Source organism: Hyperthermus butylicus DSM 5456, from assembly GCF_000015145.1.
Taxonomy (GTDB): Archaea; Thermoproteota; Thermoprotei_A; order Sulfolobales; family Pyrodictiaceae; genus Hyperthermus; species Hyperthermus butylicus.
Window position 1 is genome coordinate 964,530 of record NC_008818.1, and the last position, 22,475, is coordinate 987,004.

Genomic DNA, 22,475 nt, shown 5'->3' on the forward strand with positions numbered 1-22,475 from the left:
AAGATGTTCTATGCTTGGCTTGCTAGGAACTGGTGGCTATGCAGTGGAGGATATTCTTGCTAAGCTTAAGATCAAGCCTCTTGAATGGGTTGAAGATAAGGAGGGGCCCAAGCTAAGGTGGTTGGATACACGTCTCCTTCCGTGGGAGGAGGTTTACCGGGAGACAAGGGACTATAAGAGGGTTGCAAAGGCCATCAAGGATATGGAGATACGTGGCGCTCCAGCTATAGGTGTTGCAGCTGCCTACGGTCTGGCACTGGCAGCCTACTACTCCAAGGCGCGTGATGTCAACGAGCTACTTGCACAACTAGAAGAGGCTAGGAAGGTTCTAGCCTCCACAAGGCCCACCGCCTACAACCTCTTCTGGGCCCTAGAAAGGGTGATGAAGGCTGCACGTAACGCGGAACAGCATGGAGTTGATGCAGTTGTTAGGCGTGTTATAGAGGAGGCAAGGACTATACACCTTGAGGATGTTAGGGCGAATATAGAGCTCGGCCGTATCGGGGCTAAGCTAATAGATGATGGCGATACGATACTAACACACTGCAACGCAGGTGCACTGGCAACGTCGGGGTATGGCACTGCAGAGGGCATTATGAGAGCAGCTGTTGAGGAGGGTAAGAGGATAAGGGTAATTGCTACCGAGACTAGACCCTTACTGCAAGGTGCCCGGCTTACAGTATGGGAGCTCTTAAAGGAGGGTATTGAGGTTAGGCTCATAACAGATAACATGGTCGGCTACGTCATGTACAAGGGTCTTGTGGACAAGGTTATTGTTGGTGCTGACCGCATCACAGCTGACGGCTACGTAGCCAACAAGATTGGCACATACATGATAGCAGTATTAGCTAATAGGCATGGTGTGCCATTCTATGTTGCTGCACCTACTTCACATTTGACCTCAGCATTGAGGGCGACAACATACCTATCGAGGAGCGTAGCCCTAACGAGGTTAGGACGGTTCTAGGCAAGCTAGCAATAACAGTGCCCGATGTACCAGTGTATAATCCTGCCTTCGATATTACACCCCCAGAGCTTGTTACTGCTATAGTTACTGAGAAGGGTATAGTGACGCCACCCTATCGCGAAAACATAAAGAGGGTCTTCAATAGGTCCTAGGGCATATGTTTCTTTTCATCCATATACTTGCAGTATAATGTAGGCCGACAGTAGAATTATTGGTGGTACATGGTTGTAGAATGGTATGCGCCAGCTGGCATAGGTTAGTGCATAGCTTATAGCTATACCTATGACTGTTATCAGAATCACAGCGGCATGTACATCTATGACTGCGTGTTGTAGAGGTTGTGTAAATGGTAGTGGGGATGCAGTAGCTGAGGTGATCGTTGTTGATAGTGTTGTATCGGAAAGCATATTTGCTACGAGCACGATGGCGAGCTGCATTGCAGCTATTACGCCGGCGAGGGTGGTAGAGTAGGCCATTGTATATGTGTATATTCGTGAAACTGTTGTAGAGACCAGTTCTAGTATCGCAGATGCTATGTGGAGTGATTTAACTGCTTGACCTCCAGCCCTGAGAGCTGATGACACGGTCTTTGATACAAGGTATGCGAGCTTGTTTGCATCGCTTGCTCTCAGCGGGATAGGCCTCCCAGTTCTAAGGGCGTATATTATCTGGCTGCTGGCGTCTCGTCCCTCACGCTTAATTATGGCTACAACTACATCACGCGTAACGCCCTTTACTGACACTATTTCGACAAGGATTCTTGCGAGATAGGCTAGCCTCTTAAGGCTGTTAATGTAGTTTTTAGCGTAGAGTATATAGTATAGCTTAATTGCAAGTGAGCCGGTTGCAAGTACTGGCACAAGTATAGAGAATGTAGTGGAAGATATATCTTTCACTACTAGCAGTGATAGTGCTGTCAAAGCTAGCGTCTCTGCTGCAACACCAAGGTATGGCTTAACATTCAGCTGGAGGTATGTGTCTAGTACGCGTATGCGAGCCGATATAGCTATGGCGGCAGAGGCAGCTATTACCAGTAGTGCTGCTAAGTATATTGCTGCAATGTTTTCTGCAAATATAGAGGCAAGTATAACAGTTAGTAGGACGAATGCTGTAAGCGTTGATATAGCCTCTATTGCTGTTGTTAGAGCTGAGAGCTTACGCCTAATAACCTCCTCGAAGTTAGCTATAACACTATTAACAACGCCTAGTAGTACTTCAAGAGGCTTACCGCTAACTAGATATCCAGTGGTATATGAACGTATTGTGCGTCTTATCACGTCAATATTTACTGCTTCGGCCAGCTTTTCTAATGCAAGTAGCGAATTCGTATACTTCTTATATAGCGCGACGTAAAACTTTGAAATTTTCGTAAATTCCTTCATGATACTGGATAATTGTTTATCATTGCTAAGCTCTGCTAGGGCTTCGTGGGGTGCTATGTGGCCACCGCTATGGGCTAGTGCGTAAAGTAGAAAGAGTGGTAGTTCGGCCGTGGCTCTATCAGCGTCTATTCTCAATTTTTGCTCCAGCAGTGTCATGCAACCACCTCTGGCTAGCGTCATGAATGTTTTTGATAGTGTAAATTGTGGCTAGCATCTTCGAACTATAGTACTTGTATATGTTGTAAGAAACTCTGAAAAGCTGCACGTGTAGCAACTTTCTATGAGCTTTACAAGCTCTTCAAGCTCAGCAGCTAAGCTATCTAGGCTTAATCCTCTTGTCTTAGCTATGAGCTTTAACCTGTAGCTCCTTGCTAGGAGTTCGTCAAGGCTCTCTGGGCTGTGTGTATCACTGCTGCTATTCCACGTGAAGAGTTTCTCTATTTCTATTCCCGAGGCAGCTGGCTTTATCTCGACTATCTCTACTACTCGTCTTGCTTCAACACCGCTTGGGAGTCTAACCCTATGGACAACAACTATGTTCCACAAGAGCTGCAGGAATCCGTCATCAATGCTTATAGGTCTAGCTCTGAGCCTATAAATGGCAGACTCAACAGTATCGGCGTGAAAGGTAGAAAGTGCAGCATGGCCGCTTCCTGCTGCGTGAATGAACACTCTAGCTTCTTCGCCACGTATCTCTCCTATAACGAAGTAGTCGGGGCGTCTTCTAAGTGCAAACTTTGACAATTTATACATGTCTATGTCTTCGCCTTCAAGGCTGCTGTAGGCATAGCGTGTTACTAGACTATCCCAGTGGGGATGGTGTGCAAGGTTAAGTTCAGGTGTATCTTCAATAGTTACAACGCGATAGTATGGCGGTATTAGAAGCAATAATGCTTGCAACAATGTTGTCTTACCTGAAGCCGTTGGCCCTATGACCAATATTGCTGGTTTGTGAAGCAGTAAGTACCACAAGTAGGCAGCAGCGAGTGGCGAGAGGAATCGTGTCCTAACAAGGTGTGGTAGAGGAATAGGCTCCTCCCTATGCTTGCGGATAACTATTGAGGAGCCATGCCTACTAATCTCTCTTGAGAAGGTTGCAGCTACACGGTGACCTCCTGGAATTAGTGCTTCAAGGTATGGATGTGCGAAGCTTACATCGCGTTCAGCAAGACGTGCTAGCTGGATAACGAGGCTGTCGAGAACACTGCTGCTGAGTCTAATATTTGTGTTAATCCAACCTATAGGTAGATCCCGATGAACTATTGCTACGGGTTTATCCGGTGCATTAACAGCTATCTCCTCTATATTACTATCGAGTATGAGAGGGTATAGTGGACCATAGCCGCTAAGACCTTTACGCACATAGTAGCTCATTGCGATGTAGTTAGCTCTAACTTCTTCATAGTTTATACCGTATTTTTCGGTAAGCTCCTTTAACTCATCAAAGCTTGTAGGTAGACCGTCAAGGCCTTCAGCTATTATAGCCTCCAATAACGCAACAATAGTCTTGAGGGTCGATGGAAAAGATGTATCTGGCTCAATGGTGAGTGGTGGCTCTGAAACGCAGTATTCAACATTCCCCGACTTAATTCCTATAACAACTCTTACAGCTCCGTGCACGTCGTATTCATTAATAATCTTCTCAAACCTTGCATCACAGATCACAGGCTTTATCATATCAGCTAGAATGGGGTCAATACTGGTTGCAGTTTCTCTGCTAATCCTCCTCAAGGCTGTAATGCCTCCAATGGTCCCCATTAGCGAGTAGTCATCTATCTTGCAGTCGTTACGAGCACAGCATGGCGGTTACGGCAATGAGTGAAAAAAATTATCAAGATGTGGTAACGTGTAATTTCGGGCGCTAGCTTACCTCTATGGGCTCTGTTGTGTATAGCTTGCCGCCGGCTTGGTACATTAGTACCAGTACTACGGGCCAGTCGCACAGATTCTGGTCAACAGGTATCTCTATGAGCTTTTTCTCGCCGCCTTGCACAGTTATGGGTGTTGTCAGGTTGTGTGTGAATGTGTAGCCGTTCATGCAGCTAACCTTTGATGCTTGCACGGTGATCGGTGTCGTCCCTGCATTATCTACCGTTACATATATTGTGGCGGTTTCGGGGACGTACTCTGCTATCGAGTATGCCACCGGTTTGTCGGCCATAGTGTTTACTGTGTTTAGGAAGTACTGATACACTATGAGGCCAGCTGCTATGCTGGCCATCAAGAGTATCACGGCCGAGACTATTGGAGAGACTGCTCTCACGACTCTCACCCACCCGAACGCTTGTCTCCATAGCTATGCTATACGGAGTGGTAACATTCTACATTAGTTAGTGGAAAGGCATTTATTCAGCGAAGCTGTTTCGGCGGCTTATTCTTGAAATCCTATAAGGGAAGCTTAGCCTAACGAGGATTGAGGGGTTAAAGTGCCGCCGAAAAGGCAGCGGGCAGCTGTACAGGAAAGCTTCCGTAGCATGACACCTTCGCAGTTCTTCTATGAATACAAGGAGGTAGCTGGATTTGGCAGCCCTGCACGTGCACTCTACCAGACAGTACGCGAGCTAGTAGAGAACGCACTCGATGCAACAGACGTTCATGGAATACTGCCAGACATAACAATTGTCATTGAACGTGTCAATGAAAATTCCAACTACTATCGTATAACGGTTGAGGATAATGGTATAGGTATACAGCCCCAGTATGTCCCATATGCGTTTGGCCAAGTACTCTATAGCTCGAAGTATAAGCTACGCCAGGCTAGGGGCCGTTTCGGCCTCGGCGCAAAAATGGCTATACTATACGGGCAGATAAGGACTGGCAGACCCGTCGAAGTCTATACAGCTCCAATAGGCTCTAGAAAGATCTACTACTTCAAGCTAAAGATAGACATTGAGCATAATAGGCCAATAGTACTCACCAAAGCCGAATACCCGAACCCGAAGGGCTGGCACGGCACAAGGGTAAGCCTAGTAATTGAGGGGGACTGGTGGCACTCAAAGCACCGAGTCTACGAATACATTAAGCGTACAGCTATAGCAGCACCATACGCTAACATAGTGTTCATAGACCCCAATGGCAATGTGGTTATCTACAAGAGGAGTATATCTAAGCTGCCGAAACAACCTAAAGAGGTAAAGCCTCATCCACATGGCGTCGACATAGAGTTGCTAAAGCAGCTTATAAGCGGGTCTCAAGCAAAAACTATGGTAGAATTCCTCGCCGAGGCATTCCGGGGCGTAGGAAGAAAAACTGCTGAGGCGTTTCTCGAATGGGCAGGTATAGCTAAGAATCTTGATCCTCATAGCCTTGATGACAGACAGCTAGAACTACTAGCCAGAAAGCTCCGGGAATACCAGAAGTTTAGAGCACCAAGCGCAGATGCCCTATCTCCGTTCGGGCCCGAAATAATCGAGGCGGGACTACGCTCCATACTAAAGCCAGAGTTTGTTGCGGCGGTCACGAGGAGGCCTAGGGCGTACGAGGGTCATCCATTCATAGTAGAGGTAGGGATAGCCTATGGCGGAGAAATACCTCCAACCAATGAGCCCATACTGCTGCGGTATGCTAACAAGATACCACTCCTATACGACGAGAAGTCTGATGTAGCATGGAAGGTTGTTGATCCACACAATTTTGACTGGAGGAACTATCTAGTAACATTTCCCGCCCCTGTGGCAGTACTAACACATATAGCAAGCACTAAAGTCCCCTACAAGAGCGTTGGCAAGGAGAGTGTAGCAGATGTACCAGAGATAGAGCAAGAACTCCGCAATGCGCTAAGAGAAGCTGCGAGAAGGCTCAGAGGATATCTGCTACAAAAGCGCAAGGAAGAAGAGGCAAAACGCAGAATCATAACATTCATGAAGTATACGCCCGAGATAGCTAAGAGCCTAGCAGTAATACTAAAGGACTACAATGTGAGCGAGCACACAGTAAGGGAGATGCTACTATCAGCCATGAAGAGGAGGCTGCGCATAGAGGATGACAAGTTTGCAAAACTAGTAGAGGGTCTAGAGGTAGATATTGAAGAATAAAGAGGGGGTAGGGCGTGGCTGAGGAGTATGTAGACGTAGTCGATATTGAGGCTAGGAAGAAAGCACTAGCGGTGTTCAGGGAGAAGTTTAAGGAGATACTAGAGCAGGTAATGAGGGGTGAAAACCCCACAATAATGCTTCCAAAGAGGACACTATCAAACACAATATACGATGAGAAGCGTAAACTACTACTCCTGGGCCCTGAGAAGCTTAAGCGTAGTTTCTTCGACCTTCACGAGTCAAAGAAGTTTATGCAGACACTTCTAATGGCAAGAATAATATATGAAGCACTTGAACGTAATGAATACCCAACTATCCGTGACCTTTACTATCGCGGCAAGCACACCATAGTGTATCGTGAGCCTGGCGGGAGAAGACACGAAGAGAACACTTGGGATGAGCAGCGTGAATCAGATGCAGTTATACGTGACATAGAGGTATTCACCGGGCTCCTCCGCGAAGAAATGCTAATACTGAGTAAGGAGAAGGGCAAAGTAGTAGGCAACATGAGGATAAGAAGTGGAGGCGACATTATCGATTTAAGCAAGATGGGTCACGGCGCCTACGCTATAGAGCCAACACCTGACTTAATAGAGTTCATAGACGTTGATGCCGAGTATGTGCTAGTCGTAGAGAAAGACGCAGTATTTCAGCAACTTCACAGAATAGGATTCTGGAAGAAGCATCGTGCAATACTAATAACAAGTGCTGGCCAGCCAGACCGTGCAACGAGAAGATTCGTGCGAAGATTAAACGAAGAGTTAGGCTTACCAGTCTACATACTAACAGACGCGGATCCCTATGGATGGTATATCTACAGTGTCTTCAAAATAGGCTCCATAACCCTAAGCTACGAGAGCGAGAGACTAGCTACGCCCAACGCCCGCTTCATAGGCGTAAGCATGACAGACATCTTTGGCTACAAGAGCAAGAAGCCATACCTAACAGAACAGGAGAGAAGAAACTTCATAATCAAGGCGAAGGAAGCAGACATAAAGCGTGCCTACGAGCTAAAGAACTACAAGTGGTTCCAGACAAAGAAATGGCAGATAGAGATAGATATCTTCCTAGAGAAGAAGGCGAAGCTAGAGATAGAGGCTATGACAAGCAAGGGTCTACGATTCCTAGCAGACAAGTACTTACCAGAGAAGATCGAAACTGGAGACTGGATAGAATAACTACGTAACCACGAGAATCGATAATTCCAGGTAACAGCAATGTAGAAACATGGTGAGGCAGGAAACATGTCCGAGTCCTTCTTCTGCAGGTTTGGAGTCAGCGAAATAGCCTCAAGAATAGACCATGCAGTACTAAAGCCATGGAGTTCTGTGAGCGAGCTAGAAAAAGCCATCAGGGAGCTAGAAGAGCTAAACCTCAGATGCCTAATAATAAGCCCAACACACCTACGCCTAGCGCGAGAGAAGACGAACAAGTGTCTAGGCGTGGTAGTAGGATTTCCATTCGGCTACTCAACAATAGAGGCTAAGATCAAGGAATTGGAAGACAGTATAGCACTAGGTGCCCAGGAAATAGACTATGTAGCTAATACGCAACTCCTACTAGCAGGCAGGACAGAGGAATATCTCAACGAGATCCGAGCAGCAATAACAATATGTAGAGACTCTGGTGTAAAATGCAAGGTAATAATTGAGGCTCCAGCATTGCCCAGAAACCTGCTGGTAGAGATCGTCGAGAAAATAGCAATGATGGATCCGCATCCTGACTACATAAAGACTAGTACAGGCTACGGGCCAAGACCAACATATGTGGAGGATGTTTACCTCATAGACCAAACGCTCCGTAGAATAGGTAAGCGAGACGAAATAGGCATCAAAGCAGCAGGCGGTATACGCGAAGGGTTACAAGCGGCAGCGATGCTCCTTGCAGGAGCAGATGTTATAGGCACAAGCACTCCTAGACAAGTAATCGAGACGTACAAGGAACTCTGCAGAATCTAGAATCAGCACCATACATTGTGATGAAACGACGGTCTCATGAGCCTCTTGGCGATGAAGACCATTCTCCTTGCTGATGGCTTACTTATAGAGCTGAGGGCTCAGCTGAGACAGGTCTCCGCACCCTTCGGAACCCCTATACTCATCACGGCCCATGGAGACTCAAAACAGCTGTCTCGCATATACCCTGCTAGCCTAGAGGGTGCTAACCCTTTTCCTCCATAAGCTCCGCAGTCCTAACTTCCTCATCTTCCTCAACACGTTTCATTACCTCGTGAAATGTGTTCTGTTTGCAGTAGGGGCAGTAGTGGTATAGCCGTCCATTCGACAGCTTAGTCAGATCAAAGCTAACCTCAAGAACCCATGTCCTTCCGCACCTTGTGCAACGTAGTAACCATTTAGTCATGCATACTCACCTCCTCTTCCTCCCGTGCCTTCCCCTAGTAGTGTATTTTTGCTGCTTGTTGGATTCCGAAGAGCTTGACGATAGTAGCCCTTGTCGTACAAGCTCTGAGAGGGCTCTCCGAAGCACTTTACGTACACGCCACCTACGTTCAATGCTGCCGAAGAGCCTTACGGCTGTTGCACGAATACTATTCGTCGAGGTTAAGTCTTTTAGTATCTTTTTCTCATCGTCGCTAAGCATATCACCAAGATATCTAAGGGCGAGCCGGGCTATATCAGCTGGCTCAAGGCCTAGGTACGGGTCTTGCGGCTCGAGAGACGTTAGATCTTGTACAACCTCAAACTCTATAATTGTTACATAGTCATCGGGTTTAACTTCGCCGTATACCTTCCTAAGAGCGTTAATGAGTTCCCCTAGGTTTCTAAAGCCATCCTTTCTAGCGTCCTCATCGGTAAGCTCCTTTACACGTTTGTAGATGACATTTGTTACGCGAACCTTGGCTACCGGGCGGCCGCCACCATGCACTATTAGCTCGTTGTACTTTACCTTAACCTTGCCAAGCCTTATTGTTGCACGTTTACGTCCCGATAGTATATCGTCTACGTATTCGCCCTTAACCATGAGGTGTCTGCCCAGGAACTTCGTCTTATCACTCCTCTCGCTAGCAGCTCTCTGCTCCTTAATCATATCGATTAGACCCTATAGCATTAAGAGGGGGTAAACCTCCTTTAAACCCTCAGCAAGCTGTAGATTATGCTGGGGGCTATGAAGGATCCTGCCCCCGGCTTATATGCTAGAGCCGGGCAGCCGAAAATAAGATGCGTATGTGGAGGGGCCAAAGCGCTGAGCCCCGCTATTCACTGCCTTCGTAGATCTCTGCGGGATTCAGAACCTGGTGCGGCTTAGTCTCTGCTCTTGCAGCGATTACGGCACCAACCTTAACCCTCTCGAGCGGATAAGACGTTGTTAGTATTATCTCATTGCTAACCATCTCTATAGGTGTGTTTAGGGTTATTGTATAGGGTGCTAGACTAGCCTCCTCGCCGATAATACTGTCAGCTACATAACAGTGCGAGGAGATACTTGCAGAGTCGTATACTATACTACGTTTAACCTCTGTGTATGCGCCAACAAGCGCGTTTGAATATATTGCAGTATAGTTCCGGACGAAGCTGTGTGCCCCTATGCGGGCACCTACACCGATATAGACAGGTCCCTTGATGACTGCATAGTGATCTATGAAGGCTTTTGTATCAATGTAAACTGGTGGTTCTAGAACGCTAGTCTCCTTCACAATGGCCTCATCATGTATATAGATCCCCTTGTGTCTGGCTAGAGCTAGCCTTGTTGCAAGAAGATAGTCCCATGGTGTATCTATATCCACCCACTCTCCAATCCAGTGATTCGCATTAAGTCTACCGGTATGTGCAAGGTGGCGGAGTACGTCGGGAAGTGGTTTTCCGCCACGACACACTAGTTCGTGAAGCTCCTTGGCAGGAAGGGAGGCTAGCCCAGCAAATATGAGGCCCCCTTGTCCGATGGCATTTACCTGCTGGCTTATCGGGTCGGCATCTATGCGTAGAAAGGTTTCACGCATTATTACGGGTTTAGTAACGGTTATCAAGGGCTCATAGCTCCTCAGAAGGGCATTCATGTGGGTGTCGATAAACCCTTCGCCAAAGTATATGTCGGAGTAGATTAGCGTTACAAGGTCCTCTCCATGAACACTAAGTCCGGATAAGCCATCACATATAGCTCCCTCTATGCCCGGCGATCTCTGGGGGACAAAGTTACATCCCTTCATGCTACAGTACTTGTACACGTTTGGGTCGTCAGAGACCACTACTATAGTATCAAAATACCTTCTTGCTGCGCGTAAATGGAACTCAAGGAGTACGCCTCCCGGGAAGCGTAGGAGCGCTCTAGACCTAGTACTAGTCACCACGTAGCGTAGCTTCTTTGGGGGGCCACCTGCAAGTATGATCGCCTTCAAGGTTCACGCCACCACACAGTTACTCGACTGTAACAGTCTTTGCGAGGTTACGCGGCTTATCGGGGTCACGGTTTAGGGCTACAGCCAACTTGTAGGCTAGCAGCTGTGCTGGCGGTATTATAGCATAGGGTATGAGGAGTTCATCGTAGCTGCCAACATCTATGAAGACGTCTACGCCTTCTAGCTTACCATAGGGTGTTGTGCCAATAACGATTGTGTGGGCACCTCTTGCTTTCATCTCCATAACGTTGCCTTGCAGCTTTTCAAGTAACACATCCTCGGGTGGCACACCGAGGAATATGACTGGGAAGTCCCTCTCGACAAGTGCTATTGGGCCGTGCTTGCTCTCTCCGGCTGGATAGGCTTCTGCATGTATGTAGCTTACCTCCTTGACTTTTAGAGCAGCTTCATAAGCTAGGGGTACACCGATGCCACGACTTAGGATGTACATGTTGCCCTTATTCTTTAGTACCAGGACGAGTTTATCCAGTATGCGTAGGCTTGCATCTATACTTCTTGCAGCAGCCCTGCCAGCCAGGGCTAGTTCTTCAATAGCTTTCTTATACTCCGTAGTTGTAATAGTACCCTCCTCGGTTGCGAGTGTTAGTGCAAGCGATGTTAGTGCCAGGACTTGCGTGAGGAAGGTTTTCGTTGCTGCGACACCTATCTCGGGGCCTGCCCTAGTATAGATTGTTGTATGTGACTCTCGTGGTATAGTGCTTCCGAGAACATTGGATACGGCTATGATTTTTGCGCCTTTAGACTTGAAGGCTCTCAGAGCTTGCAGGGTATCTATGGTTTCGCCGCTCTGACTAACAGCTATAAGCACGGAATCCTCATCTGCTACATCGGAGTAAACGGTGTATTCACTCGCTATAAACGGCGTAGCTACTCTCTTAGCATACCTTGCTATGTAGTAGGCAAAAACTAGGCCTGCATGATAACTTGTTCCTGCACCTGTGATAAACACTTTTCTAGCCGATGCTATCAGCTTTGCAGCCTCAGCCAGCTCTTTTGAGGAGAGAAGTCCTGTGTATGTCTCGTAGAGAACCCTAGGTTGCTCCATAATCTCCTTTAACATGTAGTGGGGATAGCCGCCCTTCTCTGCATCCTCAATACTCCACTCAACCCGTATCACTCGTGTCCTCCAGTTGATTGGTTTCCCGTCCTTCTCGATGTACACCTTGTAGGGTTCTATGAACCCGTACTCTCCGTCCTCGAGTACTATTACTCGGCGTGTATATGGTAGTATGGAGGGTATGTCGCTAGACACCATGTTGAAGCCTTCGCCAAGCCCTATAATGAGGGGGCTGACTCTTCGCGCAAAGTATATCCTTAAAGGTTCACGTGCGTTTATGATGGCTATAGCATATGCTCCTTCGAGTACCTGAACTATCTTGCGTAGGGCTTCTAGTCCGTCAAGTCCTTTCGAGACATACTCCTCGAATAGGTGGGCGATAACCTCGGTATCGGTATCGCTTCTGAACATGTGGCCCTTTGAAGCGAGCAACTCGCGCAGCTCTGCAAAGTTCTTAATAATTCCATTGTGTACGACTGCTATTTCACTCCTACAGTCTATGTGTGGATGCGCATTTCGCTGGCTAGGCTCGCCATGGGTTGCCCAGCGTGTATGCGCTATACCTGTATGGGAGCAGTAGGCTTCAATACCATACTTTTCGACCACGTGGCTGATTCTGCCTTTATCCTTGAAGACAAGTATTCTAGCCGTCCCACACTCTATAAGTGCAAAGCCGGCGCTATCGTAGCCCCTATACTCTAGCCTCTTTAGACCATCAACAAGCATCCTGGTTATGCTTCCAACAATCTCTCCGTCAGCTGTGATACCAACGATTCCACACACGGTCCATAGCCCCTCCAGGCTTCAATCTTCTAGTCTTCTACGCTACAGGACTGTCTGGGTGCACACTCTTCGCGAAAGACATAGAATTGAGAGGGTATAATATGATACCGGGCTGGCTGTGATGAAAGAACCCCTGTTACGAGCAGTTGCAATGAAATGCCTTCAGCGTACTGAGCCCAAAAACATCTACTCCAGCGCAACCTCCTTCTCAAGGTATACTAGCGTGGGCCTCTTGGATACGTAGCGTGGAAGTGTTGACTGTACTCTCGGGTATCCCTCAAGGTCTTTTAGCACCATTTCCAGCAGCTCCTCGGGCTTCACCGCTACCCTATCGTTGGTGCGTCGTATGGTTACGTTGACGGTGCCGGTTTCCACCTCGCGGTCGCCTATAACCGCTATGTAGGGTATCCACTCCCTAGCTGCATCCCTTATCCTCCTTCCCAGGCTTAACTGTCTATCATCAATATCGACCCTTATAAGGTGCCGTTCCAGCAGACTTGCAACCTTCTCGGCATGGCTGAGCTGTTGCTCTGAGGACGGATTGACCGGGATTAGCCTTACTTGTATTGGTGCCAGCCATGTTGGTATGTAGGGTGTCTGGCCGCGCCGCTCCATCTTTACAGCGGCATCGAATACCATGTATATGTATCTCTCAATGGAGCCTATGAGTGCAGTATGTATTATCACAGGGTAATGCTCCTTGTTATTCTCATCGACATATCTTATTCCGAACCTTTTCGCGTTGCCGACGTCAAATTGGAAAGTTGCTATCTCCCGGGGCCTGCCAGCAGAATCCACAATGTGATACTCGACGTTAACTACCCAGTAGTATATGCCTGCCGGATAGACTGTTATCAAGGCAGGCTTCCCATCACGCCTTACGAGTTCTAGTAGTAGGTTGCGTTTCTCCTCCCAGAAGTCCTCGGTTACATTGTATACGGCGTAGTATGTCTGGCCTAGCTTCTCAGCCTCCCGGTGTATAATCTTTTGCAGCTCCTCAGCAATCTTTACCGCTTCTTCAACGCTGCGAGCCAGTATGTGAAGGTCGGGCATATAGAATCTGCGTAGCCTAAAGCAGAGTGTAACCTCTCCACTCTGCTCGAGCCTGTAGCTATCGGCAATCTCGAACATTCCGAGCGGAAGGTCCCGGTAGCTGAGAACATAGTCTTTAAGCATAGAGAACTGTTGATGGCATGCCGCGTATCTCATGACGAGGTGTTTCTTATCAGCCCATAGTTCATAGAGGCGGTCGCCGAAGAGTGCTGCATGTTCATAGACGGGCTTTTCTGCCAGGTCGAACATGTTTGTACCCTTAACCTTTAGCACGGGGATTGTGAGGCTTCTAGCAAGTATCCATGCATACTCGCCTACAGCCTCTATCATTAGTGTAGCGTGTGGCTCGTAGCGCATGTGTCCGTAATCGGATAATGGCTCCCATTCAAAACCGAATTTTGCGCACAGCTTGTTAACTGGATTTTCAACTCCGCCAATCTCCTTGCCGAGAGCCTCCTTCTCTATTACAGCCCTAAACTCTGGAGAAGCCTTCTCAAGGAACTCTTCGGGACTATAGACTTCGCCCTCCGGGGTTAGAACGTAGTACTTCTTCTTAACCTCAACCCTAGCCGTGGTCTTAGCCTCGTAGTTTCTTGAAAGCTCTGATAATGGGTGACCGTGGCAGTGCAGCTCAAACTCCTTATACCAGCCAAATGGTGCCCTGCTAACCTCAAACTTGTCGCTAGCCAGCTTCTTTATCTCCAACTCGAGCATTGCTAAGATATTCTTGGCTTGATGAGGCGGTGCAAGCTTTTGTGAGAGATGGGCATAGGGGTACACGACTATCGTCTTAGCTCCAACCTTTGAGGCTATCTCAACGATATCCTTGGCAGCAGTCTCTACGACTTCCTTTGGGTTGCTAGTATCGCGGCTCTCAACAGTGGTAAATACGACGAGGGCGTTCTCGAAGCTGCCTTCTCCTTGTACGCCGTTAATATCTTCTGCCTCAGGTATAGCTTTCATCCTTGTCCGGTAGATGAACCGTTTAGCATGTATTAGTAGCACTCTCAAAACGCTACACCTAGGCCAAGCAATTAGCCCAGCACATCACAGCTCGGCGAGGATTATTTAAGGGGTTTCGCGGGTCGACATGTGCTTTTAAGCTAAGGCCGTCAAGAGAATAGTTTCGGCCGGGTCAAGAGCAGTATATAAAGGTGTTACTACACCTTCATGCCCGGGATAGTAGGATGGCTAAACAAGAAATAAAGTCGATAACCGATCTTCCTGGCGTAGGTCCAGCTACAGCTAACAAGCTAATTGAAGCAGGCTATGCTACCATAGAAGCTATAGCTGTTGCGACGCCACAGGAGCTGAGCGCAGCAGCAGGCATACCGCTAACGGCTGCCCAGAGAATAATAAAGGCTGCACGTGAAGCTCTCGATATAAGATTCAAGACAGCCCTCGAGGTAAAGAAGGAGCGTATGCAGACCAGGAAGATAACAACTGGCAGTAGAAACCTTGACGATCTACTAGGCGGCGGAATAGAGACCAAGACAATAACAGAGTTCTTTGGCGAGTTTGGTAGTGGAAAGACACAAATATGCCACCAGCTAGCTGTAAACGTGCAGTTACCCATTGAGAAGGGAGGTCTAAGCACGCAGGACAGGGTAGCTAAGGCTGTCTACATCGATACTGAGGGAACATTCCGGTGGGAACGCTTAGAAAACATGGCGAAGAGATGGGGGCTAGACCCCGACGAGGTTATGTCGAACATATTCTACATAAGAGCCATAAATAGTGACCATCAGATGGCGATAGTCGACGAACTGTTTAACATAGTGCCCAAGGAGAACATTAAGCTCGTAATAGTGGACTCAGTTACTAGCCACTTCAGAGCCGAATACCCGGGCAGGGAGAACCTTGCTGCTAGACAGCAGAAGCTCAACAGACACCTGCACCAGCTTGCAAAGCTAGCAGAGGTCTATGATCTAGCAGTGGTAATCACGAACCAGGTTATGGCTAGGCCAGACGTCTTCTATGGCGATCCAACCCAGGCTGTAGGTGGGCATGTATTATACCATGCGCCGGGTGTGAGGGTGCAGCTTAGGAAGAGCAGGGGTAACAAGCGCATAGCAAGAATAGTGGACGCGCCGCATCTGCCAGAGGGCGAGGCAGTGTTCGTGATAACAGACTACGGCATAGCAGACCCGGAGGACTAGCGAGCTAAGCTAGCACCTCCACACTATGCAACTATTACATGCTGCTATAGCTTCTTCATCTAGCTCTACAACCGATCTTTTCCAGTGAAACTTGATCATGCAATCGTCAAGCACTATAACTGGTACTTTAACACGTAGCTTGAGGCCGCTAAGTTCGTCGCGTACATGCTCCTCATCGCTTTCGAGCTTGATACTCTTAGCAACGCATACGAATAGCATCCTGCGGAGAGCCTGGCGCTCAAATACTATGACGCTGTACGTCCCCTCCCCAGCCTCTATGTGTGCCGAAGCACTGGTAATAACGAGTCTCAGCTGTCTGTCATCTCGGCTCGAGTAGGGGAGCCTTACCGGCCTAAGCCTGGCAGTAACTTCGCCAAGCCGGCTACTATGAATACCGAGCTTCGACAAAACGGTATTAATGGCGGCTTCCAGACAGCTATCACTCGCCATCAAAGAGCCCCCTAGGAGGGTGAGGAGTAGGTGTACGCTGCTTTAACAGCTCTAGTCGTGCTAACAATACTCTCACTCTACGATATAAAGCAGCGCGAGCTGCCTCCGCAAATAGTATACGCAGGGCTAGCTGCAACTCTACTAGTACGCATAGCCGAGTATATGCTTGCAAGTCTAAACTATGTAGGTCCAATACCAGCTAGGGCTTACATAGCATTAGATCTGGCGCTGCTGTCATCATATGCTGTTGTAGCCCTACTAGGGCTCCACGGCTGGGGTGACGTCTTCACACTAGCAATAATAGCAGCTGCATCTCCCCTTCCCGAGGGAAATATAGAGCTTCTACCCCCGCTCCTCCTAGCAACAATATACTATGTCGCCATAATGGTCCTCTATGCGATAGCTAATGCAGTCATAAACATCGTAAAACATGCTGATAAGCTTGCAAAGATACCTCTACGCTACAGGATAGCTTACTTACTAATCGCGCAGCCGATACGAGCCAAGCAGTTCCTGGAGAACAAGCGGAAATGGTGGTATCCACTATCACTATGTAGCTACAAGATAACTTTCAACATATACCACAACCCCGAGGACGTTGCAAGAGAGGTTAGGGAGGCAATAAGGAGAGGCTGCATACGCAAAGAGGACACGGTATGGGCAACATATGGCATGCCGGCGGTCCCCCTACTAGCGGCATCCTACTTCATAGCCCTGCTAGTCGGAGATAAACCCCTACTAGCACTAGTATCAGCCTAGACGCTTTGAACCGCAGAGCCGAGGAGGGGTGCAGCAGAATTGTCTGAGCCGCTAATGCCTGTATTGTTTGCCCCATGGAGATTCAAGTACATAAAATCGACGGTTGAAGCCGAGAAGCAGGTCTGCATCTTCTGCGAAGCGCCACGAAAACCAGACGATGAAAGCCTCATACTATACCGTGGAAAACATAGCTACGTAATAATGAACCTCTACCCCTACAACACGGGTCACGTAATGGTAGTACCCTATAGGCATGTGGCAAACATAGAAGACCTATCCGACGAAGAACTGCTAGAGATGGCAAGACTAGTCAAACTATCCATAAAAGCCATAAGGGAGGTATATCGGCCCCACGGGTTCAACATAGGCATAAACATTGGCCGTGTAGCAGGCGCCGGTGTAGACAAGCATGTACACATACACATTGTTCCACGCTGGAACGGCGATACAAACTTCATGCCAATAATAGCAGGCGTAAAAGTGGTATCACAAGATGTGAAGGAATCATACAAAATGCTCAAGCCGGCCTTTAACCGTGCAGCCCACGAGCTAGAGAGCTGGAAAGACCCTTCTCAACACCATCAAGATAAAGCCTAATCTCACCTATATGACCCATGATCTCGTCCCTAACCCTTGAGAGGCCGCGCATGCTATGCAGCGCTTCCATACGGTTCCTAACAGCTGCAGCGTACCTAGCGAGAAGCTTAGCCTTCTCAGCATATGCTACAGCAGCATCAAACCCAGCGTCAACAAGCATCTCCAGTACACGCGCAAGCTCAGCCAAGTCGTTCTCAAGTCTTCGGGAGAATAGGCTGGACTCTATAGCTAGTAAGTCGTCCTCGATCTGGGCTAGTAGTTTTATAGCCCTTCTAACGAGTTCTATTGCTTGTTGGCTAGCCTTCCCTAAGCCTGTAGACCATGCGCTTTCTCTCATAGTCTGGCTCCCTAACAACTATATTCTCTCTAACGAGGCTGCTCAAAATTTCTCTTATCTCAAACTTCCTGGCAGACCCAGCAAGCCTCGAGCTAACACCCTCAAATATCTCGTCAAAGGTTAGTGGGCCTCTAGCCTCTTTCAAGACCTCGATTATAGCTCTGGCCACGTCCTCCCGGCCCAACCCAGTTACACCAAACCCCAAGACAGCAGTAGTGCGGGAAAAACGCTATATTGCGGACGCACGTGCCGTAGAACCCTTCCAGGAGAAGGGTGTAGCTATGGGGGACTACGAGCTAGTACTTGTTGAAGAATATGAACTCCTCGGCGAGAAGAGGTACAGATTCCAGCTAAAAGGCACATCAATATTCCTAAACGTCTCAGCAAACAACGTTGAGGAGGCGCGCGAGAAAGCCAGGCGGATGGTTAGGGAGATACAACTAGATGCCCTTCTCCGCTACATAGCTGCACAAACTGAGCAGAAGACGGCCAGTTAAATCTTCTTTGATGGAGCCCGAGCCTTTCTTAGCTCCTCGAACTCCTTTACAACATCCATAGCTGCCCTCCTAAACTCTCTCTCGTCGAGTCTCTCCACGAACAATCTAAAGAACCTCGCCAGGCACGACTTACTATGAAAGGTTAATTCCACGTTAGCCCTCCTAATGATTATGCCTTGCCCCTCCGGGAAAACCCTACCGCATACAACACAAGTATACTTCTTCACCGCCATTGCTCAGCGCCGTAGTAGGGCTTGACGCATAATTATATTAAACCCTATCGCAGCAACACAACCACTCTCTAGGGCTGCATCCTAGACTTTGAGGAGGCAACCTACCAGCCCGAGCAGCCTGCTGGTGTTAGGGTAGTCTCCCGGAAGGCAAGGGTAATGAGCGAGGAGAGGGTGTATATGCAAAGCAGGCTAGAGTTCGAGGGTGCTATGTCGCTACTCCACGAGAAGGTACGGGAGCTAATACGGCTCCGTGGCTGGAGAGAGCTGACTGAGATCCAGGAGAAAGCGATTAAGCCAATACTGGAGGGTCATAATGTATTCATTGTAGCGCCCACTGGTTACGGGAAAACAGAGGCTGCACTACTACCCATACTCTCAAGGATGCTTGAGGAGAGGGTTGAGCCTGTAGCACTCCTCTACATCACCCCGCTGCGTGCACTAATAAATGACATCTATGAACGCATAAGCTGGTGGGCATCACGCTTTGGTTTCATAGTGGCTCGAAAGCATGGTGATGTGCCGCACTCGGAGCGCACTCGGAGGCTACGTCATGCACCACACATCCTAGTCACAACGCCCGAGAGCCTAGAGATAGATCTTGACTGGGCGCCAAAGTTCCGGCAGTATTACCGCAACCTCCGCTGGGTTATAGTTGACGAGGTCCACGAGATAGTTTCCAATAAACGAGGCGTACAGCTAGCAGTTCTACTCGAAAGGTTCCGCCGCATAGCTGGCGACTTCCAGCTCATAATGATATCTGCTACTATAGGTGAGCCAACGATAGCAGCACGAGCATTTACCGGTAGCTCCCGCAGACCATTAACCGTTGTCTCGGTCGAAAAGCGGAAGCCAATAGAGATAGTTGTGGACTATGTAGAGGCGCCGAGCACTAAATTCTGGAGAGCAGCTGCAGAAAAGCTTGTAAAGCACATGGAGCCCTTAACACTTGTGTTCGTGAACTCTAAGCATGCTGCCGAGAAGCTTCACGGCGAAATAGAGAGGATGGGTGTTGAAGGAGTAGTTGTTCACCATGCCTCAATACATGGAGAGGAGAGGCGCCGCATAGAGAAGATGGCGAAGGAAGGAAAGCTAAACATGATAATAGCAACGAAGACTCTAGAGCTAGGCATCGACATAGGTAGTATTAGGAAGGTCATACTCTTCCGTCCAGCTGGCAGTGTATCCTCCCTCCTACAGAGGCTCGGCAGGAGCGGCCACACGATAGCTGGCAAGATAAGCGGGATAGTCCTAGCTACGGATCCGCTGGAACTCCTCGAGGCAATAGCGGAGGCTAGACTAGCAGCTAAGGGTAAAGTTGAGGTGCCAGAGCTTCCAGTTAAACCTCTCGATATGGTTGCTAGAGCTATACTCGGCATGGCGTTATCCGGCGAATATACAGTAAATGACATGTACGATATACTATCCAAGGTCTACTACTTCCGGGGCCTAACTAGGAGTGAGTTTGACGAACTCATAGACTATCTCAAGAATGCAAAAATGATAAAGATTAACAACGACGGGAAAGTGTCGTGCGGCCCACAGTTCTACAAGATATGGAGATTCGACGCTGGTGATAGCAAGTATAGCTGGTGGGTGCAAAACTTCTCACAGTTCTTCACGACTATAGGTGAACGGCGCGCCTACACCGTCCGAACAGTTGACGGCAGGGTTGTAGGTGAGCTTGACACAGATTTTGTTGTAAAGGTTCTACGTGTAGGCCACGTTATAAGGCTTGGCGGTAGGAACTGGCAGGTTATAGGAATAGACGAGCACAATGGAAAGGTGGTCGTAGCTGAGACAGAGCAGTCTATAACAGCTATACCATTCTGGAAGGGTAAGGGGCCAGAACTATCGAGGCTCGTCATAGCCGAGCTCGAGAAGGTCATACAAGAAACGCATCGTGGTCAGCTCAACATCCCATCTTCAGTCAAGCTCACTGAGTCTGCTGCAGCAGTACTAAACGGTATCATAGGCGAGGTGCGGAAGTACCGCTACCCAGCCCCGGCGAGGAATAAGGTAATCGTTGAGAAGCTTGCAGACGAGGACGTCTATGTCGTGTTAGCACCGGAGCGTGTGGTAAGGACTCTTGCCTACTTGGTAATGCTTGAGGCCTACCGGTCTAGTAGCGATGTATACGTGAAACTTAACCACTACGGCTTTGCGGTACCCTCTCACTCAATAGCGTTTAATCCGCTAAAATTCTTGGTTAGCCTTACACGCGAAGAGTTCGAAGAAAGGCTAAGGGAGGCAGTTACGCGGTCACCATACTTTGCGGAGGAAGCACACAATATACAGCTCGTATTCGGCGTAACTAGGAAGATAAAAAGGAGTGATGGCGTGGCCTTTGAGGAGATTGCAAGGCAGACGCTTCAAAATTACTTTGACCCCGAAGCTGCATGGGAGCTAATACAAGGTATACGTGAGGGCAGGATAAAGATCGTTTTCAACCAGAGTAGAACCAGCATGTATGCCAGGAGTGTAGTTGAAGAGGTTCCCGAGAAACCCTGGGTAGGCGATGTCGGAGAGTTGATAGCAGAGACGCTAGAAGGCATGGCGTTTACGGTTGAAGAGCTTGCAGATGCTATAGGTGTGCCGCCAGAGATAGTTGAATCCAAGCTACGAGACCTCGGCAAGCCTGGCGCTGATAACCGTGTATTCTACTTCATAGATGTTGATACTGGCGAGATTAGATGGGGCCTAGTAAGGGATGCAGCGGGCATAGCTGTTTCAGAGGAGTTCTCGTCATCGTTCACGCCGTTACAACAGGATGGGCTATACCTGGTGCTCGTTAAGAGTGAGAATGGAACACTGATACATGCCATAGTCCGCGTAGCAGAGTTCGTGAGGAACCCCGAGAAGCTCCTAGAACAAATACCATTCCATGAGATTCACGAGGTGAAGGTTGTACCGCTAACCGGTTACTATGAGGGGCAAGCGCCTAGGTACCAGCAAGTGCCGAGAGAGATAGTGCCATATCTAGTACTCAACGCTATAGCATTCATACAGAAAATGCAGATGAGCAACCCGCTGATATAACACCATATGGGCGATGAAGACCGCCACGCGCCTGAACTCATGATGAGGGTCCGTGTTTCAGAGCCCCCAACACCTTTACGGCTGGGCGTGATGAACTCTCGTCTCCCGAGCAAGTGCTATGAGGATGTTATCCCCGGCTGACCCTTAGCAGGGTTGCTGGAGTGGTGGCAGCGTCTTGGCCAGGCTCTATACGTACCTAACCGTGACGCTGAGTTTAAAGCCGCAAAAGTCATTGCCACAGCTGATAAGCCTTGTGGAGATGTCACATCCCTCACTAGAACTTGTGGACTTCAACGAGGAGACACGCCGCGTCGTCATACGTGCTAGGGCTTCTGAGGCACCCTTCCTCGAGAAGCTCCTCAGGGACTATGCCTCCTCCGCCTCAATAGAGGTTAAGGCTTCCCTCCGTACAAAGATAGATGTCAAGAAGCTGCGTAGCATCGGGGTACGCTACATAGCCTATGGCGGCAGAATTCTCTTCTACACGCGGTGCAGGGATGACGCGGTTTTCGGTGAGGCAAGGGGTAGAGAGATATTGCTAAAGTACTGTAGGTGGGCTAGCAGTGTGGATCCAGCAGCTCTTCCCCCAGCACTCTGTAGTTTCTCCCAGATAGAGGGTCTAGTCGAACTCGTATCCAGCGCTAGACGGTGTTTCGGGGAGCTGCTTAGAACTCTGGGGCTGGCCTAGAAGGTTTTGTTAGGTGTTGCTTGAAGCGTATGTTTTAAAGCACTTTATGCGAGATAGGCAGCGCGGAA

Annotated in this window: 21 protein-coding genes and 1 pseudogene; 10 read left to right on the forward strand and 12 right to left on the reverse strand. The window is 48.6% G+C overall.

The annotated features are described in order from the left end of the window. The first annotated feature begins 10 nt into the window (after window positions 1-10). Window positions 11-1,119 (forward strand): annotated as a pseudogene (mtnA, locus tag HBUT_RS05005) (S-methyl-5-thioribose-1-phosphate isomerase). 15 nt (window positions 1,120-1,134) lie between these two features. Here the strand turns inward: mtnA and HBUT_RS05010 are convergent. The 3 genes from HBUT_RS05010 to HBUT_RS05020 form a co-directional block, all read right to left on the reverse strand. Next, entirely contained in the window at window positions 1,135-2,505 is a 1,371-nt protein-coding gene (locus HBUT_RS05010) for a hypothetical protein (protein WP_011822123.1), read from the reverse strand. 51 nt (window positions 2,506-2,556) lie between these two features. Next, complete coding sequence (locus tag HBUT_RS05015) at window positions 2,557-4,080, reverse strand: type II/IV secretion system ATPase subunit (protein WP_052287757.1); 1,524 nt, start codon at window positions 4,078-4,080, stop codon at window positions 2,557-2,559. Window positions 4,081-4,210: 130 nt separating this feature from the next. Next, the gene (locus tag HBUT_RS05020) at window positions 4,211-4,612 is read right to left on the reverse strand and encodes a hypothetical protein (RefSeq protein WP_011822125.1); all 402 of its coding nucleotides are present in this window, start codon (window positions 4,610-4,612) and stop codon (window positions 4,211-4,213) included. A 163-nt stretch (window positions 4,613-4,775) separates the two neighbouring features. On the opposite strand from HBUT_RS05020, the gene HBUT_RS05025 reads away from it, so the two are divergent. From HBUT_RS05025 to deoC, 3 genes are all read left to right on the forward strand, one after another. Then, entirely contained in the window at window positions 4,776-6,383 is a 1,608-nt protein-coding gene (locus tag HBUT_RS05025; RefSeq protein WP_011822126.1) for a DNA topoisomerase VI subunit B, read from the forward strand. Window positions 6,384-6,397: 14 nt separating this feature from the next. Continuing rightward, on the forward strand, window positions 6,398-7,561 hold the full coding sequence (locus HBUT_RS05030) for a DNA topoisomerase IV subunit A (protein WP_011822127.1): 1,164 nt from the start codon (window positions 6,398-6,400) through the stop codon (window positions 7,559-7,561). Window positions 7,562-7,627: 66 nt separating this feature from the next. Beyond that, on the forward strand, window positions 7,628-8,341 hold the full coding sequence (deoC, locus tag HBUT_RS05035) for a deoxyribose-phosphate aldolase (RefSeq protein WP_011822128.1): 714 nt from the start codon (window positions 7,628-7,630) through the stop codon (window positions 8,339-8,341). Between the two features lie 202 nt (window positions 8,342-8,543). Here deoC and HBUT_RS05040 read toward each other — a convergent pair whose 3' ends face one another. From HBUT_RS05040 to HBUT_RS05060, 5 genes are all read right to left on the reverse strand, one after another. Further along, complete coding sequence (locus tag HBUT_RS05040) at window positions 8,544-8,744, reverse strand: hypothetical protein (RefSeq protein ID WP_048061479.1); 201 nt, start codon at window positions 8,742-8,744, stop codon at window positions 8,544-8,546. A gap of 6 nt (window positions 8,745-8,750) precedes the next feature. Next, window positions 8,751-9,431, reverse strand: a complete 681-nt coding sequence (locus HBUT_RS05045) for an ASCH domain-containing protein (RefSeq protein WP_011822129.1) — start codon at window positions 9,429-9,431, stop codon at window positions 8,751-8,753. A 166-nt stretch (window positions 9,432-9,597) separates the two neighbouring features. After that, a complete protein-coding gene (locus HBUT_RS05050; protein WP_011822130.1) occupies window positions 9,598-10,737 on the reverse strand; it encodes an NTP transferase domain-containing protein in 1,140 nt (379 codons plus the stop codon). Window positions 10,738-10,756: 19 nt separating this feature from the next. Then, the gene (gene glmS / locus HBUT_RS05055; RefSeq protein WP_011822131.1) at window positions 10,757-12,598 is read right to left on the reverse strand and encodes a glutamine--fructose-6-phosphate transaminase (isomerizing); all 1,842 of its coding nucleotides are present in this window, start codon (window positions 12,596-12,598) and stop codon (window positions 10,757-10,759) included. A 186-nt stretch (window positions 12,599-12,784) separates the two neighbouring features. Then, window positions 12,785-14,662 (reverse strand): threonine--tRNA ligase, encoded by a 1,878-nt coding sequence (locus HBUT_RS05060; protein WP_011822132.1) that lies wholly within the window; start codon window positions 14,660-14,662, stop codon window positions 12,785-12,787. A 176-nt stretch (window positions 14,663-14,838) separates the two neighbouring features. On the opposite strand from HBUT_RS05060, the gene radA reads away from it, so the two are divergent. Further along, window positions 14,839-15,810 carry a DNA repair and recombination protein RadA gene (gene radA, locus HBUT_RS05065; RefSeq protein WP_011822133.1) on the forward strand — a complete coding sequence of 324 codons (972 nt, stop codon included), beginning with the start codon at window positions 14,839-14,841 and terminating at the stop codon, window positions 15,808-15,810. Window positions 15,811-15,819: 9 nt separating this feature from the next. Here the strand turns inward: radA and HBUT_RS05070 are convergent, their stop codons facing one another. Continuing rightward, window positions 15,820-16,260, reverse strand: a complete 441-nt coding sequence (locus tag HBUT_RS05070) for a hypothetical protein (protein WP_011822134.1) — start codon at window positions 16,258-16,260, stop codon at window positions 15,820-15,822. A 30-nt stretch (window positions 16,261-16,290) separates the two neighbouring features. Between HBUT_RS05070 and HBUT_RS05075 the strand changes: the two genes are divergently transcribed. Next, complete coding sequence (locus tag HBUT_RS05075; protein ID WP_011822135.1) at window positions 16,291-17,019, forward strand: A24 family peptidase C-terminal domain-containing protein; 729 nt, start codon at window positions 16,291-16,293, stop codon at window positions 17,017-17,019. A 54-nt stretch (window positions 17,020-17,073) separates the two neighbouring features. Then, window positions 17,074-17,616 (forward strand): HIT family protein, encoded by a 543-nt coding sequence (locus tag HBUT_RS05080; protein ID WP_048061799.1) that lies wholly within the window; start codon window positions 17,074-17,076, stop codon window positions 17,614-17,616. Here HBUT_RS05080 and HBUT_RS09535 read toward each other — a convergent pair. Further along, window positions 17,549-17,953, reverse strand: coding sequence for a hypothetical protein (locus HBUT_RS09535; protein ID WP_011822137.1), 405 nt, complete (start codon window positions 17,951-17,953; stop codon window positions 17,549-17,551). The two genes, HBUT_RS05080 and HBUT_RS09535, sit on opposite strands and share 68 nt — an antisense overlap. Beyond that, window positions 17,913-18,137 (reverse strand): hypothetical protein, encoded by a 225-nt coding sequence (locus tag HBUT_RS05085; RefSeq protein ID WP_048061481.1) that lies wholly within the window; start codon window positions 18,135-18,137, stop codon window positions 17,913-17,915. The genes HBUT_RS09535 and HBUT_RS05085 overlap by 41 nt, the downstream gene beginning before the upstream one ends. A 97-nt stretch (window positions 18,138-18,234) precedes the next feature. Between HBUT_RS05085 and HBUT_RS05090 the strand changes: the two genes are divergently transcribed. Continuing rightward, window positions 18,235-18,450 carry a hypothetical protein gene (locus HBUT_RS05090; protein WP_048061482.1) on the forward strand — a complete coding sequence of 72 codons (216 nt, stop codon included), beginning with the start codon at window positions 18,235-18,237 and terminating at the stop codon, window positions 18,448-18,450. Here HBUT_RS05090 and HBUT_RS05095 read toward each other — a convergent pair. Further along, the gene (locus HBUT_RS05095; RefSeq protein WP_011822140.1) at window positions 18,447-18,683 is read right to left on the reverse strand and encodes a hypothetical protein; all 237 of its coding nucleotides are present in this window, start codon (window positions 18,681-18,683) and stop codon (window positions 18,447-18,449) included. The genes HBUT_RS05090 and HBUT_RS05095 overlap by 4 nt on opposite strands. Before the next feature lie 177 nt (window positions 18,684-18,860). Between HBUT_RS05095 and HBUT_RS05100 the strand changes: the two genes are divergently transcribed. Both HBUT_RS05100 and HBUT_RS05105 read left to right on the forward strand, forming a co-directional pair. Beyond that, the gene (locus HBUT_RS05100) at window positions 18,861-21,719 is read left to right on the forward strand and encodes a DEAD/DEAH box helicase (RefSeq protein WP_194840465.1); all 2,859 of its coding nucleotides are present in this window, start codon (window positions 18,861-18,863) and stop codon (window positions 21,717-21,719) included. A gap of 175 nt (window positions 21,720-21,894) precedes the next feature. Beyond that, window positions 21,895-22,407, forward strand: a complete 513-nt coding sequence (locus HBUT_RS05105; protein ID WP_011822142.1) for a hypothetical protein — start codon at window positions 21,895-21,897, stop codon at window positions 22,405-22,407. Window positions 22,408-22,475: the final 68 nt, after the last annotated feature.

Coding starts and splice junctions, on each gene's coding strand:
- HBUT_RS05070 (WP_011822134.1), bottom strand. CDS start 16,260: ATGGCGAGTGATAGCTGTCTGGAAGCCGCCATTAATACCGTTTTGTCG.
- radA (WP_011822133.1), top strand. CDS start 14,839: ATGGCTAAACAAGAAATAAAGTCGATAACCGATCTTCCTGGCGTAGGT.
- HBUT_RS05045 (WP_011822129.1), bottom strand. CDS start 9,431: ATGATTAAGGAGCAGAGAGCTGCTAGCGAGAGGAGTGATAAGACGAAG.
- HBUT_RS05090 (WP_048061482.1), top strand. CDS start 18,235: ATGGGGGACTACGAGCTAGTACTTGTTGAAGAATATGAACTCCTCGGC.
- HBUT_RS05100 (WP_194840465.1), top strand. CDS start 18,861: ATGCAAAGCAGGCTAGAGTTCGAGGGTGCTATGTCGCTACTCCACGAG.
- HBUT_RS05095 (WP_011822140.1), bottom strand. CDS start 18,683: ATGGCGGTGAAGAAGTATACTTGTGTTGTATGCGGTAGGGTTTTCCCG.
- HBUT_RS09535 (WP_011822137.1), bottom strand. CDS start 17,953: ATGAGAGAAAGCGCATGGTCTACAGGCTTAGGGAAGGCTAGCCAACAA.
- deoC (WP_011822128.1), top strand. CDS start 7,628: ATGTCCGAGTCCTTCTTCTGCAGGTTTGGAGTCAGCGAAATAGCCTCA.
- HBUT_RS05010 (WP_011822123.1), bottom strand. CDS start 2,505: ATGACACTGCTGGAGCAAAAATTGAGAATAGACGCTGATAGAGCCACG.
- HBUT_RS05080 (WP_048061799.1), top strand. CDS start 17,074: ATGCCTGTATTGTTTGCCCCATGGAGATTCAAGTACATAAAATCGACG.
- HBUT_RS05040 (WP_048061479.1), bottom strand. CDS start 8,744: ATGACTAAATGGTTACTACGTTGCACAAGGTGCGGAAGGACATGGGTT.